This window comes from Myroides phaeus (genome assembly GCF_009799805.1).
Classification (GTDB): domain Bacteria; phylum Bacteroidota; class Bacteroidia; order Flavobacteriales; family Flavobacteriaceae; genus Flavobacterium; species Flavobacterium phaeum_A.
The window spans coordinates 769,144-784,385 of the sequence record NZ_CP047050.1 but is presented as its reverse complement, the minus strand read 5'-3'; the positions used below and the strand labels follow the sequence as shown (position 1 = coordinate 784,385).

Below are 15,242 nucleotides of genomic sequence, written 5' to 3'. Positions count from 1 at the left end.
TTTATAAATGGAATTAATTCAAATGTATTACAATAATCTTTGTTCTTAAAACGAGGGTATGTTTTTTTATAAAGTAGTATTTCCTAAAATAACTCCATTTGTATGGGACGGTCATCAGGTTGAGAAAGAAACATAAACGTATCAATTATATCATATTGTCTTCTTTCCAGATTGAATTTTCGAAGAGCAATATGGTTACATAAAAATTCTAAGTGTTGTTTTCCAAATAATTGATATGCTTTTTCTATTTTCTGAGCATCTAATTTACGCGCTATAGATAAGTGAGCATCATAACTTTTAGTTATCACTTTGACTTGTAATATTTCAAGTAGCTGCTTTACATAGTCTTGTAAAATTATCTTTGCGTTTGTATCAACAGTTAAGAAAAAAGCTCCGTTCGGGTAGGTGTCAAAATCGTTTAAAATCACATCAGTGGGAACGAATCTATTACAACATCGTTCAACTTGTTGTTTTACTCTTTTTATTTCAGTTTCTGAAGCGTGAAATTCAACAATAGTCAAGTGTGCCAATGAATTCTTGCTATTATACCAGCCGATTTCTTCAGCGAGCTTTAGCTTCATTAGTTTCACAGTCTCAATGATTTGATCATTAGGCTGAAAGCACAGAGAATATTTGTGAATAGAATGCATACGATTTTATTTATGGATAAAAGTAAAAAAATAAATCGTGTTGAGGAAAAAAGCTTAAAAAATAGTTAATAAAGCTTTTTTTGAGCCAAGCTGATAAGTGTCATATTTTTAGCTAACTGAGTGAGGTATCTTTGTTATAGGTTTTAAAGCTGCTTCATAATCAAATGAAAATAGAGTTAGCGGTTTTTTGGTTAGTTATAAAGGAAAAAAAGGTATCTTGATTCAAGATACCTTTTTTTTGTTTTTTATCGTAAGATAACGCGTCCTTTAAAAGGCACATCGCAATTGATATCAATATTATGAGCCTTTGAAATAAAAACTTTACACGGTTTAATTTGATAAACAAAATTATCTATAATCTCTTCAACTTGAACAATAGGGTGTTCAATTTGATGTTGATTAAAAGTTACATGTAGTACATCGTTGTCAAAATCTAAAGACGAAAATTCTTTTACGTATTTCATAATTGTCGTTGTTTATATGGTTATTAGGTAAGTTACAAAATATAAGTGATATAGCGTTTAAATTAAGAGTTAAACAAGTAGATTGCTTTAATTACGGATTATTAGTTTTAGTTGACTATATGATTGCTATGACTGTAATCAGGTTAGTTAGTAAACTGGCTATTTATGTTTATGTAAGTCTATAATTATGCCTAAGCTTTTCAATTTAGAGGTTAATCTAATATTCCCTTTTAGGAATTATATGATACTCATCTTTTTTATAGTTCTCTTCAAACCTTAATTTTCCATTCTTATAATACTCCTTATAGAGACCATCAAGTTCCCCATTTCTGTAATTTTTATCAAATTGTAATTGTCCGTTATCATAGTATTCTTTAGAACTTCCATGGCGATTTCCATCTTTGTAGTGCTCTTCAGCTTTTAATTGTCCATTGTCATAATACCTCTTAAATATCTCATTTCGTTTTCCGTTTATGTAATTCTCTTCGGATTCTAATTGCCCGTTCTTATAGTACATATTAAAAACTCCATGCAGTTGCCCATCTTTGTAATCCACTTCAGATTTTAATTGTCCATTATCATAATACCACTTACAATTACCAATTTCTTTTCCGTCTATATAATTCTCTTCCGATTCTAATTGGCCATTCGTATAATACTTTTTAGAAACTCCGTGGCGTTCTCCATCTTTGTAATTCTCTTCGGATTCTAATTGTTTATTATCATAATACTCTTTAGAAACCCCGTGGCGCGCGCCATCTTTGTAATTGACTTCAGTTTTTAATTTACCATTTCTATAATACTCTTTAGAAATGCCCTGACGTGCGCCATCTTTATAATTTCTTTCAGCTTTTAATTTTCCATTATCATAATATTCTATAGAGCTTCCCTGAGGTTTCCCTTCTTGGAAATTTATTTTAATCTTTAACTTCCCATTCTCGTGATATTCCTTTCCAATTTTATAAAGTTGTCCTTCTTTGGAGTTGACTTCAGCTTTTAATTGTCCATTCTCGTAATACCATTTCCCAACTCCGTGATGTTTACCCTCCTTGTAGTTTATTTCGTATTTTAATTGCCCATTAGCATAGTACTCTGTCGAAATTCCATTAAATTTCTCATCTGTATTTAGTAGATAAAACACACCATTTCTCTCCTGCAGTTTATCCATCGCAATCTTTTGGGGTTTGCAATCAATAGAAACAAATAATAACAAAATAATAGCGTAAATCTTTTTCATTATTCTATATTTTAAAACTATCAAAATTAGGTAATTACTTAGGATAATCACTTGTTTTACAAACTTTTCAATAGTTGATAAACCAACTTACCTTGTAGTACAGCTAAGAAGTCCTTCAAACAATATTTTAGAATCTCTTTTACTAAATGAAAATAGTTACTTACTCGAATACCTATAATTAATTGATATTTAAGTAGTAGGGAACTAAATAATTTATCTAAACTAAGTACGTATTGGAAACTAAATCATACAAAGTAGAAATGCATTGCTTATATTTAGCAATATGTACATACTTTCTATTTTGTCATTATCAGCATATCAATATGCGGTAATATTGGGTTTTTTATATTGTTTGTGGCTGACTTTCCGAATAGGTAAGCGATTAAAACAAAGTAAGGGGACATCTCTTGGTTGTATTGGTTTTGGTTATGTTTTTTTAGTCGTTGGATGTATTACAACATTTGCTTTAACCGGGTTATTAGTATTGGGAGATACTATTTATGATAAAACAAGAACATTTACAAAAGGAGATAAATACGAAGCTGTTTATTACGATTACACCTCTTATGAAAGTTATGATTCTGAAAGCGGGAGAACATCTACAATGTACACACCAATCATTCGGTTCACAACAGAAGAAGGTCAGTTAATGGAGAAAACTTTAAATTATTCCAGTAGTTCAAGACCTACTATAGGAAGCAAGGTAACAGTGTATTTTGATGCAGCTCGTTCTGATATTGCTATCCTTTCTCTTGGAATAATTGCAATGTCTTTAGGTGTAACCTTATTCCTTTCCATAATCATCTTTATATTCGTTGGAGTAACGATTTATGCCATGGGACATTCTATGAAGCGCTATAAACAAATAGCGTCTTATGTAGGTTTAAATATACTTGTTCCTGTGTTAATGGTGTTATTTGACGGGTTATTGATTTACGTTTTATTTGATGGAGAAGAAAAACCTATATGGGTGAATTTAGTTGTCGGTTTCTTCGTTTTAATGTTGACATTAGGTATTTGGGGTTATATAAAAGGAGTTGTTGGCAAAGAAATAAAATGGGTAAAAACAGGAGCAGGTACTTGGAGTGGAGAAGTGGTTGAAAAGAGTGAAACCAAAACAGATAATGACTTATTACAACGAAAAGAAACTACATATAAACAACGCACATCACGAGAAAAGAAATAAAAAAAGGGATACTATAGTGTATCCCTTTTCAATTATTCTTTCGTTACAATTTGCATTGTTTCTCTATTTACTTGTTTTAATAGCAATGTTTTATCGCCTAATACTTTCTGAGCAGATAAGTCGTCAAAATGTCTAATGGTGTACAAAGAAACATTTTCATTATAGCTCACTTTGAACTTGTCGCTTAATACCAATCTCAAGTCCTCAAAGTGGTTGAATTTATCCTCTACACAAACAGAAAAGCTTATCGCAGAGTTTTGAATTACATTTACTTTGATATTGTACTCACAAAACAATTTGAAGATATCACTAATGTTTTGTTCCATTATAAAAGAGAAATCTTTAGAAGATAATGAAATCAAAAGTTGATTTTTCTTTACAATAAAGCAAGGAACATTAGGAGTTAGTGCCGCACCTTTAGAAACATTAGTTCCTTCTAATAACGGATTAAGGAAAGACTTCACGTAAAGCGGAATCTCTTTTTGTCTAAGAGGTTGCAGTGTTTTTGGATGGATAACGGATGCACCATAAAACGCAAGTTCAATAGCCTCTTGATAAGAGATGTGTTCTAATAAAGTTGTTTCAGTAAAATATCTCGGATCAGCATTTAAAACACCAGGTACATCTTTCCATATCGTAACACTTGTAGCATCTAAAGCATACGCAAATATAGCCGCAGAATAATCTGAGCCTTCACGTCCTAAAGTAGTAGAGAATCCGTTATAATCAGACCCAATAAAACCTTGTGTAATATATAAGTTACTGGTATTAATACTTCTTTTAATATTTTCGATAGTAATATCCCAATGTACATTAGCATCGCGATAAACAGTATCTGTTTTTACTAAGTTTCTGGCATCAATCCAATGGTTTACTATTTGTTCTTCTTGTAAGTAGTAATGAAGGATAGTTGTAGAAATCACTTCCCCAAAGCTTACAATTTGGTCATAAACAAAATTGTAATTTGGCGATTTGTTATTTAGTAAAAAGTAAGTGATATTTTCAAAAAGCTCTTCCAATTTAGTATAAATCACGTGCTCTTTGTTAGGAAATAAATCATTAACAATCGGGTAGTGGTAATTTTTTACGACATCCAGAGATTCAGCTAAATCAAATCTGTTTTGGAAGTAATTATGTACGACAACCTCTAAGGCATTTGTCGTTTTGCCCATAGCAGATGCTACGATAAGGCTATTTTCATAACCAACAGTTCGCAATACTTTGCAAACGTTTCTTACATTTTCTGCGTCTCTAACAGAGGCACCACCAAATTTAAATATTCTCATAATTTAGAACTACTAAATTTTTCTATTCCGTTATAATCCATTTGAACAGTGTACCAATCTTCTAATACAGTTGCCCCTGATTTTTTGTAGAAATTAATAGCAGCCTCATTCCAGTTTAGCACTACCCATTCTACTCTTTTTACACCTTCTCTTTTTGCTATATTCATAATTTCAGCATACAAAGCATATCCTGCTCCTGTACCTCTCATTGTTTCAGTAACAATTAGATCTTCTAAGTGAATTGTTTTCCCTTTCCACGTAGAATAGCGGTTGTAATACAAGGCCATTCCAATTATTTTTTGGTCGTGTTCTGCAACTATTACATTAAAAAGAGGGTTTTGGGAAAACCCATCTCTGATTAAATCCTCAACCGTAATTTCTACAGCTTCGGGCTCCCTTTCAAAAGTCGCTAACTCCTTAATTAATTGAAGCACATCGTACATATCGTCAGTTTTTGCCGGTCTAATATTCATACGCGTTGTTGATTTAATGGTTAATATCATAGATACAATGACAAAATTAACGATATTTGCAGTGTAAAATACACAACTTAAGAATCATTTTTAAAAATGACAACAGAAAGAAACCAGACTTTAGGAGAGTTTATTATTGAAAAACAGGAAGATTTTAAATATTCTTCTGGTGAGTTATCAAGATTAATCAATTCTCTTAGACTTGCTGCTAAAGTCGTAAGTCACCAAGTGAACCAAGCAGGGTTAGTTGATATCGTAGGAGCTTTTGGAAAACAAAATGTTCAAGGCGAGCAACAACAAAAATTAGATGTTTTTGCCAATGAAGTATTTATTCAAACATTAATCAATAGAGAGATTGTTTGTGGTATTGCTTCAGAAGAAGAGGATGATTTTATATCAATCCACGGTAGAAATGGAAGTAATGACAATAAATATGTTGTTCTTATGGATCCTTTAGATGGATCTTCTAATATTGACGTGAATGTATCAGTAGGAACTATTTTCTCTATTTACAGACGTGTTACGCCAATTGGAACACCAGTAACTAAAGAAGACTTCTTACAAAAAGGAGAGAATCAAGTTGCTGCAGGTTATATCGTTTATGGGTCTTCTACAATGTTAGTTTACACTACAGGGAATGGAGTTCACGGATTTACATTAAATCCAGCTATTGGAACTTTCTTCTTATCTCACCCAAATATGAAAATCAATGAAGATGGACATATTTACTCAATCAATGAAGGTAACTACGTACACTTTCCTCAAGGAGTAAAAGATTACTTAAAATACTGTCAAGCTGAAGAACAAGATCGTCCATATACTTCAAGATATATCGGAAGTTTAGTGTCTGATATTCACAGAAATATTTTAAAAGGAGGTATCTATATTTATCCAACAAGTACTAAAGCGCCAAAAGGTAAATTGAGATTGTTGTATGAATGTAATCCTATTGCTTTTATTGTTGAGCAAGCAGGAGGTAGAGCATCAGATGGTTACCAACGTATTATGGAGGTTGAACCAACTGAATTACACCAAAGAGTACCTTTCTTCTGTGGAAGTAAAAATATGGTAGAGAAGGCTGAAGAATTCATGAAGAAATAAGAATTTTTAGTTTATAAATAGAAGGAGCTGTTGTAAAACAGCTCCTTTTTTTATGGATTTTTTTGTGTGTTTCAAAACTTACTTCTGTTTATCCTATCTGATAATTATTAGTATGCTAATTTGTATGCTTGTATATAATTTGTGTAGTTTATGTATATTGAATGTATTCTTTTACATAGAAAGTATACAACGGGTATACATACACTATACATACAGTATACATACACTCATTATAAAAGTGCTAAAAAACATAGTATAGTTTGTTTTGCGATCGAGTAATAAGATTTTTTTGAAGTAATTAAAAAGTTGAAAACTTTAATAATAAAAAAAGAGGAAACCTTTTTTAAGGCTTCCTCTTTCGAGTTTGTTAGTATCACACTAATAGTTTATTTCAACTATCCATTGTAATAAGAATATTATTTCTTTTTTAGATTGTGCATTTCTGTAATAAATGTGTCAATATCTACATTTAAAACTAAGAGAGATAATGCTTTATCTACTAAGAAGTCGATGTTTTGTGTAAAACCAAGAGCAACAGCAAACTTCTTTAATATCTCTTTTTGTTTAGGTCCTAATATGTGGTTTACATAAACCATTCTCGCCAAATCGTATAATCTTTCGATACGATGTGTTTCTAAGTAAGGTGGATTTACAGGATATTTCTCTGGGTCTTCTAATATGTTATTATATTCTTCTACAGATATCTCTAAACGATGTGCAAGCTCGTCTAAAAAGGCTTTTTCTTCCGGACTGAAGTGCCCATTTGCTAATGCAACACGTACAATCGAAGCAAAATGGCCTTTGTTTCTGTCTTTAAATCCACTGTCAAATAAATCTGAGTATGCCATTTTTAAATAATTTAGGGGTTAATAGTTTTTGATTAGTTGTTTTTACAAAGTATTTATTTCGAAGTAAAACTTATATTAAATGTACTAAAATACTTGCTATTATGCTGAAAAACTTTTGATTAAACGATAGTCTTATGATAAATTTAGGAAATGAGAGGGGACGTTGTAAGGAATACAAAGCTTTATATTGACTTTTTTTAAGTTTGACTAAACCCTTGAATAACAAAAGGAATGTTTATTTTTGTTATTTATTGACTATTTAAGTCTTAAAAACTGCACAACTTTCTATGGATACAAATAAAAACACAAAATACGACAAGGCTTATTTGCGTATTGCACGTGAGTGGGGACAACTATCTTACTGTAAAAGAAAGCAAGTAGGAGCAATTATTGTAAAGGACAGAATGATTATTTCTGATGGGTATAACGGTACGCCAACTGGATTTGAAAATTGTTGTGAAGATGACAATGATAATACACATTGGTATGTACTTCACGCAGAAGCAAACGCTATTTTAAAAGTAGCAAGTTCAACACAAAGTTGTCAGGATGCTACGCTTTATATTACGATGTCTCCTTGTAGAGATTGTAGTAAACTTATCCATCAAGCAGGAATTAAGAGAGTTGTTTATATGGAAGGATATAAAGATGTAGAGGGAATTAATTTCTTAGAAAAAGCAGGGGTGGAAGTAGTTCATATCCCCGATTTAGATTAATCAAAATAGAAAAATGAAAAAGTATTACTGGCCACTGATTATTTCAATATCACTTGCTCTGGGGGTTCTCTTAGGAGGGTTTGTTGTTTCTGCCTCTCAAAAGGGTAGAAGTGGTTTTTATACTAATCACAATAAACTGAAATTAAATAGACTTCTTGATTTTATTGAGCAAGAATATGTTGATAATGTCAATACAGACTCTATCGTTGATAAAACAGTATCAACTATATTAGAACAACTTGATCCGCATTCTATCTATATTGCAAAGAACGATATGCAGTCAGTTACAGAGTCAATGAAAGGGAGTTTTGTAGGTATTGGAGTTCAGTATTATTTTTATAAAGACAGTATTGCGGTTATTAAGGAAATTGCAAATGGGCCAGCTATGAAAGCTGGAGTTAAAGCAGGGGATAGAATTCTTAAGGCTGATGATACTACCCTTTTTGGCAAGAATATAAGTACAGATACGATTGCTGCTGTTTTGAGAGGAGCAGAGAATACGGATGTTGTTTTGTCTATTTACAGAAAAACAACCGGAAAGACTTTTGATATTGTTGTGAATAGACAGCCTATTCCGATTAAAAGTGTTGATGTTGCTATAAAATTGGAAGACGGTAAGGGATATATTAAGATTAACCGCTTTGCAAGTACAACTTATAATGAATTTAGGACAGCATTAGAAAAATTAGTTGCTGCAGATATTTCAGGTTTAGTTTTAGACTTGAGAGATAATGGTGGTGGTTATATGGATCAGGCAATCAAAATGCTTGATGATTTATTAGATAAAGGACTTGTCGTTGTAAAGACAATTAATAAAGGAGGACAAGAAACGGTTAATAGAAGTAGAGGTAACGGCATCTTTACGGAGAAACCTTTGTATGTTTTAATAGATGAGAATTCTGCTTCAGCGAGTGAGATTATTGCTGGGGCTATACAAGATAACGATAGAGGGGTGATTGTAGGAAGAAGAAGCTTTGGAAAAGGTCTTGTTCAACGCGAGTTAATGTTGGGAGATGGTTCGGCTATCCGATTAACTACAGCTCGTTATTACACACCTTCTGGGCGCTCTATTCAAAAGTCTTATAGCAATGGAATAAAAAGTTATAACAATGATTTTAAATCCCGTTATGAGCATGGTGAACTTTATGCCGCAGATAGTATAAAAGTAGCGGATAGCTTACAATTTAAAACCCTTAAGGGTAAGATTGTATATGGAGGTGGTGGAATAGTGCCAGATGTATTTGTTCCTATTGCAGAAAAACACGGAGAAGAGAATACAATTATGCTGATGAGGTCTAATATTGTTAATTACTTTGTTTTTGGTGAAATAGATAAAGACAGAAATAAGTTTACCTCTATGAAACAGGCTGAGGTTTTTGCCTATGTTCAGAATAGTGATAAAGTGTATCAGGCCTTTATAAAGCATTTAGAGGCAAGTAATTTATTCTTTAAACTTGATAGTAAAAAAGACTTGATTAAGAGATATTTGGCAGCAGAGTTTATTAATCAATTATACGGACCAAAAGAGTATTATACTTGGTTGATGAAAACTGATCCAATGATCGTAGCAATCGATCGAAAGAAATAAGAAAATACAGTAAAGAATAATAGAAAAGTCACCAAAGTTTGGTGACTTTTTTTACGTATATACATAAAAAAACGGCTTCAAATAGTGAAGCCGTTTTTAATTTATAGATAGGTTAAATTACCAAATTTTAACTCTCTCTTCTGGTTTGATATATAGTTTATCCCCTTCTTTAATTTGGAATGCTTCGTAGAAAGCATCAACATTTTGTAAAGGCACATAAGCTCTGTAATGACCTGGAGCGTGTGGGTCAGTTTTTACTTGGTTCTTAATAGCTTCATCACGAGCCTTAGTTCTCCAAATAGTACCCCAAGAAATAAAGAAACGTTGTTCTGGTGTAAATCCATCGATTAATCCAGGGTTTCCATTTTCTTTTAAATAAAGTTGTAATCCGTCATAAGCAGCATTAACACCACCTAAGTCACCGATGTTTTCACCTAAAGTAAATTTACCATCAACAAATACACCTGGTAGCGGTTCTAAAGCACTGTATTGATCTGCTAAAGCATTACCTAATTTAGTGAAACGCTCTAAATCAGTATCAGTCCACCAGTTGTTTAAGTTACCATCTTTGTCATAACGAGCACCTGAGTCGTCAAAACTATGAGAGATTTCGTGTCCAATTACAGCACCGATACCACCGTAGTTAATTGCCTCATCTGCTTTATAGTCATAGAAAGGAGGTTGTAAGATTGCAGCAGGGAAAACAATTTCGTTATACATTGGGTTGAAATAAGCGTTCACTGTTTGTGGTGCCATTCCCCAACGAGATTTATCAACTGGTTTTCCGAAGTCAGCCATATTTTTAGCAACTTCCCATTTCTCAGCATTTTTCATATTTTCGAAGTAGTTACCTCCGTCAGCTACAGATTTGATTGCCATTTTAGAGTAGTCTTCCCATTTGTCAGGGTAACCAATCTTAACTGTAGTTGTGCTTAATTTTTCTAAAGCTCCTTTTTTAGTTTCTTCAGCCATCCAAGGTAAAGCTTTAATACGATCACCGAATGCTGTTAAAACATTTTTAATCATAGCTTGAGCTTTTGCTTTCGCTTCAGCTGGGAATTTCTTCTCAACATATAATTGTCCTAAAGCTTCACCAACAGTTCTGTTAACAACAGCTAATGCTCTTTCTTCAACTGGTCTTTGCTCTTTAGCACCTTCAAGTGTTTTTGAGTAGAATTCCCAGTTTGCAGTTTCCATATCAGTAGATAATAAACTTGCAGAACTATTAACTAATGTCCATTTTAAGTAAGCTTTTACATCAGCAATATTCTTAGCAGTCAAGATTTCGTTTAATGACTTGATGTATTTAGGTTGAGAAACGATTACTTTATCTACGTTTTTCAATCCACTTGCTGTGATGTATGCGTTCCAATCTACAACAGGAGCTAATTTTTGTAAATCAGCAATTGTCATTGGATTGTAAGTTAAACGACTATCTCTACGCTCAACACGAGTTAAACGAGGCTCAGCCATTTTAGTTTCAATAGCAAGTACTCTTTTAGAATCTGCTGTAGCTTCTTCTTTAGACTCTCCAGCCATTTCTAACATACGAGCAACGTGAGCTGTATATTGCTCGCGTTTTTCTTGCATATCTTTATCTTTTAAGATATAGTAATCACGGTCAGGTAAACCAAGAGAACCTAAGCTTAAATAAACTGCATTTTCGTTAGAGTTTTTAGCATCTGCATAAACGTAGATAGAATATAAACCTAATCCACCTTCGTCAGCTAAATCATTAATTAACTTTGTTACATCAGCAGGTGTAGCAATAGCATTAATTTTATCTAAGTAAGGTTTAAGTGGATCAACTCCTAATTTATTTCTTGTTTCAGCATCCAAGTAAGTTTCAAAAACAGCAACAGCTTTTGCTTGGTCAGATTTAGGATCAAGTTTTTTATTTTGTCCAGCTTCTTTTAAAATAGCTAAAGCATCTTTATCTGTATTCTGTCTTAATTCGTCAAAGCTTCCCCAACGAGTTCTATCAGCTGGAATTTCTGTTTTGTCGAACCAAGTTCCGTTTACATAACGGAAGAAGTCATCACCTGGCTTCACTAAAGTATCCATATACTCTAATGTAATTCCGTGGTTTACTGTGTCTTCTGCGTCAGCTGTTTTCTTAGCGTCTTTACAAGCAACTAAAGAAACAACAGCAAAGGCAGAAGTTAATAATACCTTTTTGTTCATAATATTAAGATTATTTTCGTTTTTAATGATATGCTAACAAAAATAGAAAATATCTTTGGTTAATATAATTTTTAACAAAGCAAAATGAGGATGAAGCATTTATAAAGTCTTTAACCTTTTTTTAGAAGTGAATTTGTAAGTTTGCATAAACTCAAATAATTATGTTACAGTTCTTTAAAAAGTACAGATATTTCTTTTTATTTTTCTTCTTATTGTGTGCAGGAATAATGATTATGTTTTATAATGCATTGAAGTACAGAAAGTCACTACCTGTTTATACTCCTGCAATGGTAAACCCGGAGATGGTAGATAGTTTGATTCAACATCAAGCAAATAAGCAAAAACACCGTATAGCGCCATTTAAGTTTGTAAATCAAAATGGGGATACTATTTCTAATAAAGACTATGAAGGGCATATTTATGTAGCAGATTTCTTTTTTACTACTTGTCCTACTATTTGTCCAATTATGGGAGATAATATGGTGTGGTTACAAGATAAGATTAAAGATTTACCGGGTGTTAAGTTACTTTCTCATACTGTAACTCCAGATATTGATAGTGTTCCAGTGTTGAAAGAATACGCACTTCACAAAGGGGTAGATGATAACATTTGGAATCTGGTAACAGGAGATAAGAGAGATATCTATTATATCGCAAGAAATTCTTACTTAGCAGTGAAGACAGGTTCTCCTGAAGAGATGTACGATATGGTACATACAGAGAACTTTATATTGGTAGATGGAAGTGGGCGTATTAGAGGTTTCTATGATGGAACGAACTTAGATACGAAGGATGAAGAGGCTAAGAATATGCAAGATTTGTGGGAAGATATCCAATGGTTATACAAGCACGAAGAGAGTAAAAAATAACCTTGTTAAGAGATAAAACTAAAGGTAATAGAAGTTTAAATAATAAGAAATCTTGTGTTTATGCTACTATTATCTTTTTTTATACTTAGCTTTGTAATGTGAATTAAATCTAAATAAAGTGAGTACAACTTTAGACTTGTTAAAAAGAAACGAAAGAGGAGTAATTGCAGAGTTTGATATGCATAAGGTTCCTTTGAAATTATTAGAGATGGGATGTTTACCTGGCAATGAAGTAGTGTTGTTAGAAGTAGCCCCATTGGGAGATCCGATTTATTTGTGTATAAATGACACACATTTATCTATTCGTAAAGAATTAGCTCGTGAAATACTTGTAGAAGTAGAGGGTTAATTAGTACAATATATTATTACATTAGTTGATGAAAAAAAATATTAAAGTTGCCCTAATAGGTAATCCTAACGTAGGGAAAACCTCAGTATTTAATGCTTTAACTGGACTTAATCATAAAATAGGGAATTATCCAGGAATTACTGTTGATAAGAAAACAGGTGTGTCAAAACTTGATGAACACACAAATGCTACAATTGTAGATTTACCAGGTACGTATAGTATCAATGCCAGCTCATTAGACGAACGCATCGTTTTAGATTTGTTGTTCGATCCTACTAATGAAGATTATCCAGATGTTGCTGTAGTTGTTGTAGATATCGAGAATTTAAAACGTAATCTACTTTTATTTACGCAAGTGAAAGAGTTAGGTATTCCAACGGTATTGGTTGTGAATATGGCTGACCGAATGGAAGAGAAAGGGATTACTCTTGCTGTAGCTGAGTTAGAAGAAAAGTTGAAAACTAAAATCGTTTTAGCAAGTGCTAAGAAGAAATTAGGTATTCAAGAAATAAAACAAGCTGTTTTAGACTACAAGGAGCTTTCTATTAAGCCTTGTATGAACGCTACAGGTGTAGATCCTGAGTTCTTTGGTCGTTTAGCACTTACGTTCTCTAATTTATCTGTGTATAAATTATGGATGATTTACTCGCAAGAGGTTACAATTGGAGGAATAGGTAAAAATGAAATCGAATCTAAAGGAGTTAAATTATCTGAGGATGAGGTTAAGCGTTTACAACACAAGAAAACAATTAAACGTTATCAATTTATAAATGATGTTTTAAAAGAGACTTATGTAAAGGACTCTTCTAAGGCAACAGATATCAGAAGTAAGGTTGACCGTATTTTAACGCACCGCGTTTGGGGTTATGTAATCTTCTTCGCAATTATGTTATTGGTGTTCCAAGCGATATTTGAGTGGTCAAGTATTCCGATGGATTGGATAGAAGATCAATTTGCGTCTTTGACAACTTGGGTACACGAGGTAATGACACCGGGGAAACTGACAGACTTAATAGCAGATGGTATCGTTCCGGGTATTGGTGGTATTATGCCATTCATTCCTCAAATTGCTATTTTATTTATGTTTATCGCGATTCTTGAAGAAACGGGATATATGAGTAGAGTAGTGTTTTTAATGGACCGTTTAATGCGTCCTTTTGGATTAAGTGGAAAATCAGTTGTTCCATTAATCTCAGGTAATGCTTGTGCGATTCCAGCAATTATGTCTGCTCGTAATATTGAAAATCCAAAAGAGCGTTTGTTGACAATTTTAGTGACTCCGTTTACTACTTGTTCTGCTCGTATTCCAGTTTATATCATCTTGATTTCATTGGTTATTCCTGATACTCGTATTGGTATATTTGGAATGCAGGCGTTAACGTTGACGTTCTTCTATTTAATTGGATTCTTCTCTGCATTGATTGGTGCGTGGGTATTGAAACACTTTATTGACGTAAAACACAAGTCATATTTTGTAATTGAAATGCCAAGCTACCGTGCACCTATATTGAAAAACGTAGTTGCTACAATGTATGAAAAGACTAAAGCTTTCGTTGTTGGAGCAGGTAAGATTATCTTTTTCCTTTCAATTATTATTTGGTTTTTAGGTGCTCACGGACCTGGAAATAATTTTGAAAATGCAGAAGAAATTATTGCTGAAAGATACAAAGGAGAGGTTGTAACAGCTGAAGAAATGGATGATTATGTAGCAGGGTATAGATTAGAAAATTCATACATCGGAATTGTTGGTAAAACAATTGAACCTGTTATTAAACCATTGGGATATGATTGGAAAATTGGTATTGCAGTGATTACATCATTCGTAGCTCGTGAGGTATTTGTGGCAACATTGGCTACTATTTACAATGTGGGTTCAAGTGGTGAAGAAGAAGAAACGATCAAGGCTCGTATGGAGGCTGAGGTTTGGCCAGACACAGGAGAGAAGGTGTTTACTTTAGCAAGTGGACTTTCATTGATGTTCTTTTATGCATTTGCAATGCAATGTGCTTCGACAGTTGCAATTACCAGAAGAGAGACAAAGTCTTGGAAATGGACTATATTCCAAGTAGTGTTTATGACTGTGTTTGCGTATGTTGTTGCATTAGTAGTGTATCAACTTTTAAAATAAACTAATATGGACTACCAAGAAGTAATAGCCTATGCAATTGTTATTATTGCTTTAGGGTATTTTATCAAAAAGAGTTTTTGGAAGAATAAGGGAGGCAAGAATGGATCTTGTGGTAACGGAAGTTGCGGTTGCTCTTAACAGAGATATAGTTTACTATTTATAT

Annotated in this window: 15 protein-coding genes; 8 read left to right on the top strand and 7 right to left on the bottom strand. The window is 32.9% G+C overall.

Features of this window, described 5'->3' with window-relative positions; genetic code table 11:
- Positions 1-83 precede the first annotated feature (83 nt).
- From GQS07_RS03640 to GQS07_RS03630, 3 genes are all read right to left on the bottom strand, one after another.
- Positions 84-650: a 2'-5' RNA ligase family protein gene (locus GQS07_RS03640; protein WP_158209651.1), complete on the bottom strand. Its 567-nt coding sequence runs from the start codon at positions 648-650 to the stop codon at positions 84-86.
- Positions 651-895: 245 nt separating this feature from the next.
- Positions 896-1,114, bottom strand: a complete 219-nt coding sequence (locus GQS07_RS03635) for a hypothetical protein (protein ID WP_158209650.1) — start codon at positions 1,112-1,114, stop codon at positions 896-898.
- 217 nt (positions 1,115-1,331) lie between these two features.
- The gene (locus GQS07_RS03630) at positions 1,332-2,351 is read right to left on the bottom strand and encodes a toxin-antitoxin system YwqK family antitoxin (protein WP_158209649.1); all 1,020 of its coding nucleotides are present in this window, start codon (positions 2,349-2,351) and stop codon (positions 1,332-1,334) included.
- Positions 2,352-2,634: 283 nt separating this feature from the next.
- Between GQS07_RS03630 and GQS07_RS03625 the strand changes: the two genes are divergently transcribed.
- Entirely contained in the window at positions 2,635-3,537 is a 903-nt protein-coding gene (locus tag GQS07_RS03625; RefSeq protein WP_158209648.1) for a DUF3592 domain-containing protein, read from the top strand.
- Between the two features lie 32 nt (positions 3,538-3,569).
- On the opposite strand, the gene GQS07_RS03620 is transcribed toward GQS07_RS03625, so the two are convergent.
- Both GQS07_RS03620 and GQS07_RS03615 read right to left on the bottom strand, forming a co-directional pair.
- On the bottom strand, positions 3,570-4,823 hold the full coding sequence (locus tag GQS07_RS03620) for an aspartate kinase (RefSeq protein WP_090407991.1): 1,254 nt from the start codon (positions 4,821-4,823) through the stop codon (positions 3,570-3,572).
- The gene (locus tag GQS07_RS03615; RefSeq protein ID WP_158209647.1) at positions 4,820-5,296 is read right to left on the bottom strand and encodes a GNAT family N-acetyltransferase; all 477 of its coding nucleotides are present in this window, start codon (positions 5,294-5,296) and stop codon (positions 4,820-4,822) included. Before GQS07_RS03615 ends, GQS07_RS03620 begins: the two co-directional genes overlap by 4 nt.
- Before the next feature lie 96 nt (positions 5,297-5,392).
- Between GQS07_RS03615 and fbp the strand changes: the two genes are divergently transcribed.
- Positions 5,393-6,397, top strand: a complete 1,005-nt coding sequence (fbp, locus tag GQS07_RS03610; protein WP_158209646.1) for a class 1 fructose-bisphosphatase — start codon at positions 5,393-5,395, stop codon at positions 6,395-6,397.
- Positions 6,398-6,813: 416 nt separating this feature from the next.
- Here fbp and GQS07_RS03605 read toward each other — a convergent pair whose 3' ends face one another.
- Positions 6,814-7,245, bottom strand: coding sequence for a TerB family tellurite resistance protein (locus GQS07_RS03605; protein WP_158209645.1), 432 nt, complete (start codon positions 7,243-7,245; stop codon positions 6,814-6,816).
- A gap of 287 nt (positions 7,246-7,532) precedes the next feature.
- On the opposite strand from GQS07_RS03605, the gene GQS07_RS03600 reads away from it, so the two are divergent.
- Positions 7,533-7,961, top strand: a complete 429-nt coding sequence (locus GQS07_RS03600) for a deoxycytidylate deaminase (protein ID WP_158209644.1) — start codon at positions 7,533-7,535, stop codon at positions 7,959-7,961.
- A gap of 13 nt (positions 7,962-7,974) precedes the next feature.
- The gene (locus GQS07_RS03595) at positions 7,975-9,549 is read left to right on the top strand and encodes a S41 family peptidase (RefSeq protein ID WP_158209643.1); all 1,575 of its coding nucleotides are present in this window, start codon (positions 7,975-7,977) and stop codon (positions 9,547-9,549) included.
- Positions 9,550-9,666: 117 nt separating this feature from the next.
- Here the strand turns inward: GQS07_RS03595 and GQS07_RS03590 are convergent, their stop codons facing one another.
- Entirely contained in the window at positions 9,667-11,733 is a 2,067-nt protein-coding gene (locus tag GQS07_RS03590) for a M13 family metallopeptidase (protein ID WP_158209642.1), read from the bottom strand.
- 161 nt (positions 11,734-11,894) lie between these two features.
- On the opposite strand from GQS07_RS03590, the gene GQS07_RS03585 reads away from it, so the two are divergent.
- From GQS07_RS03585 to GQS07_RS03570, 4 genes are all read left to right on the top strand, one after another.
- Positions 11,895-12,602 carry an SCO family protein gene (locus tag GQS07_RS03585; protein ID WP_158209641.1) on the top strand — a complete coding sequence of 236 codons (708 nt, stop codon included), beginning with the start codon at positions 11,895-11,897 and terminating at the stop codon, positions 12,600-12,602.
- A 118-nt stretch (positions 12,603-12,720) separates the two neighbouring features.
- Positions 12,721-12,951 carry a ferrous iron transport protein A gene (locus tag GQS07_RS03580; RefSeq protein ID WP_090407970.1) on the top strand — a complete coding sequence of 77 codons (231 nt, stop codon included), beginning with the start codon at positions 12,721-12,723 and terminating at the stop codon, positions 12,949-12,951.
- Between the two features lie 28 nt (positions 12,952-12,979).
- A complete protein-coding gene (gene feoB / locus GQS07_RS03575) occupies positions 12,980-15,079 on the top strand; it encodes a ferrous iron transport protein B (protein WP_158209640.1) in 2,100 nt (699 codons plus the stop codon).
- A 6-nt stretch (positions 15,080-15,085) separates the two neighbouring features.
- Positions 15,086-15,217 carry a FeoB-associated Cys-rich membrane protein gene (locus GQS07_RS03570; protein WP_090407961.1) on the top strand — a complete coding sequence of 44 codons (132 nt, stop codon included), beginning with the start codon at positions 15,086-15,088 and terminating at the stop codon, positions 15,215-15,217.
- Positions 15,218-15,242 lie beyond the last annotated feature (25 nt).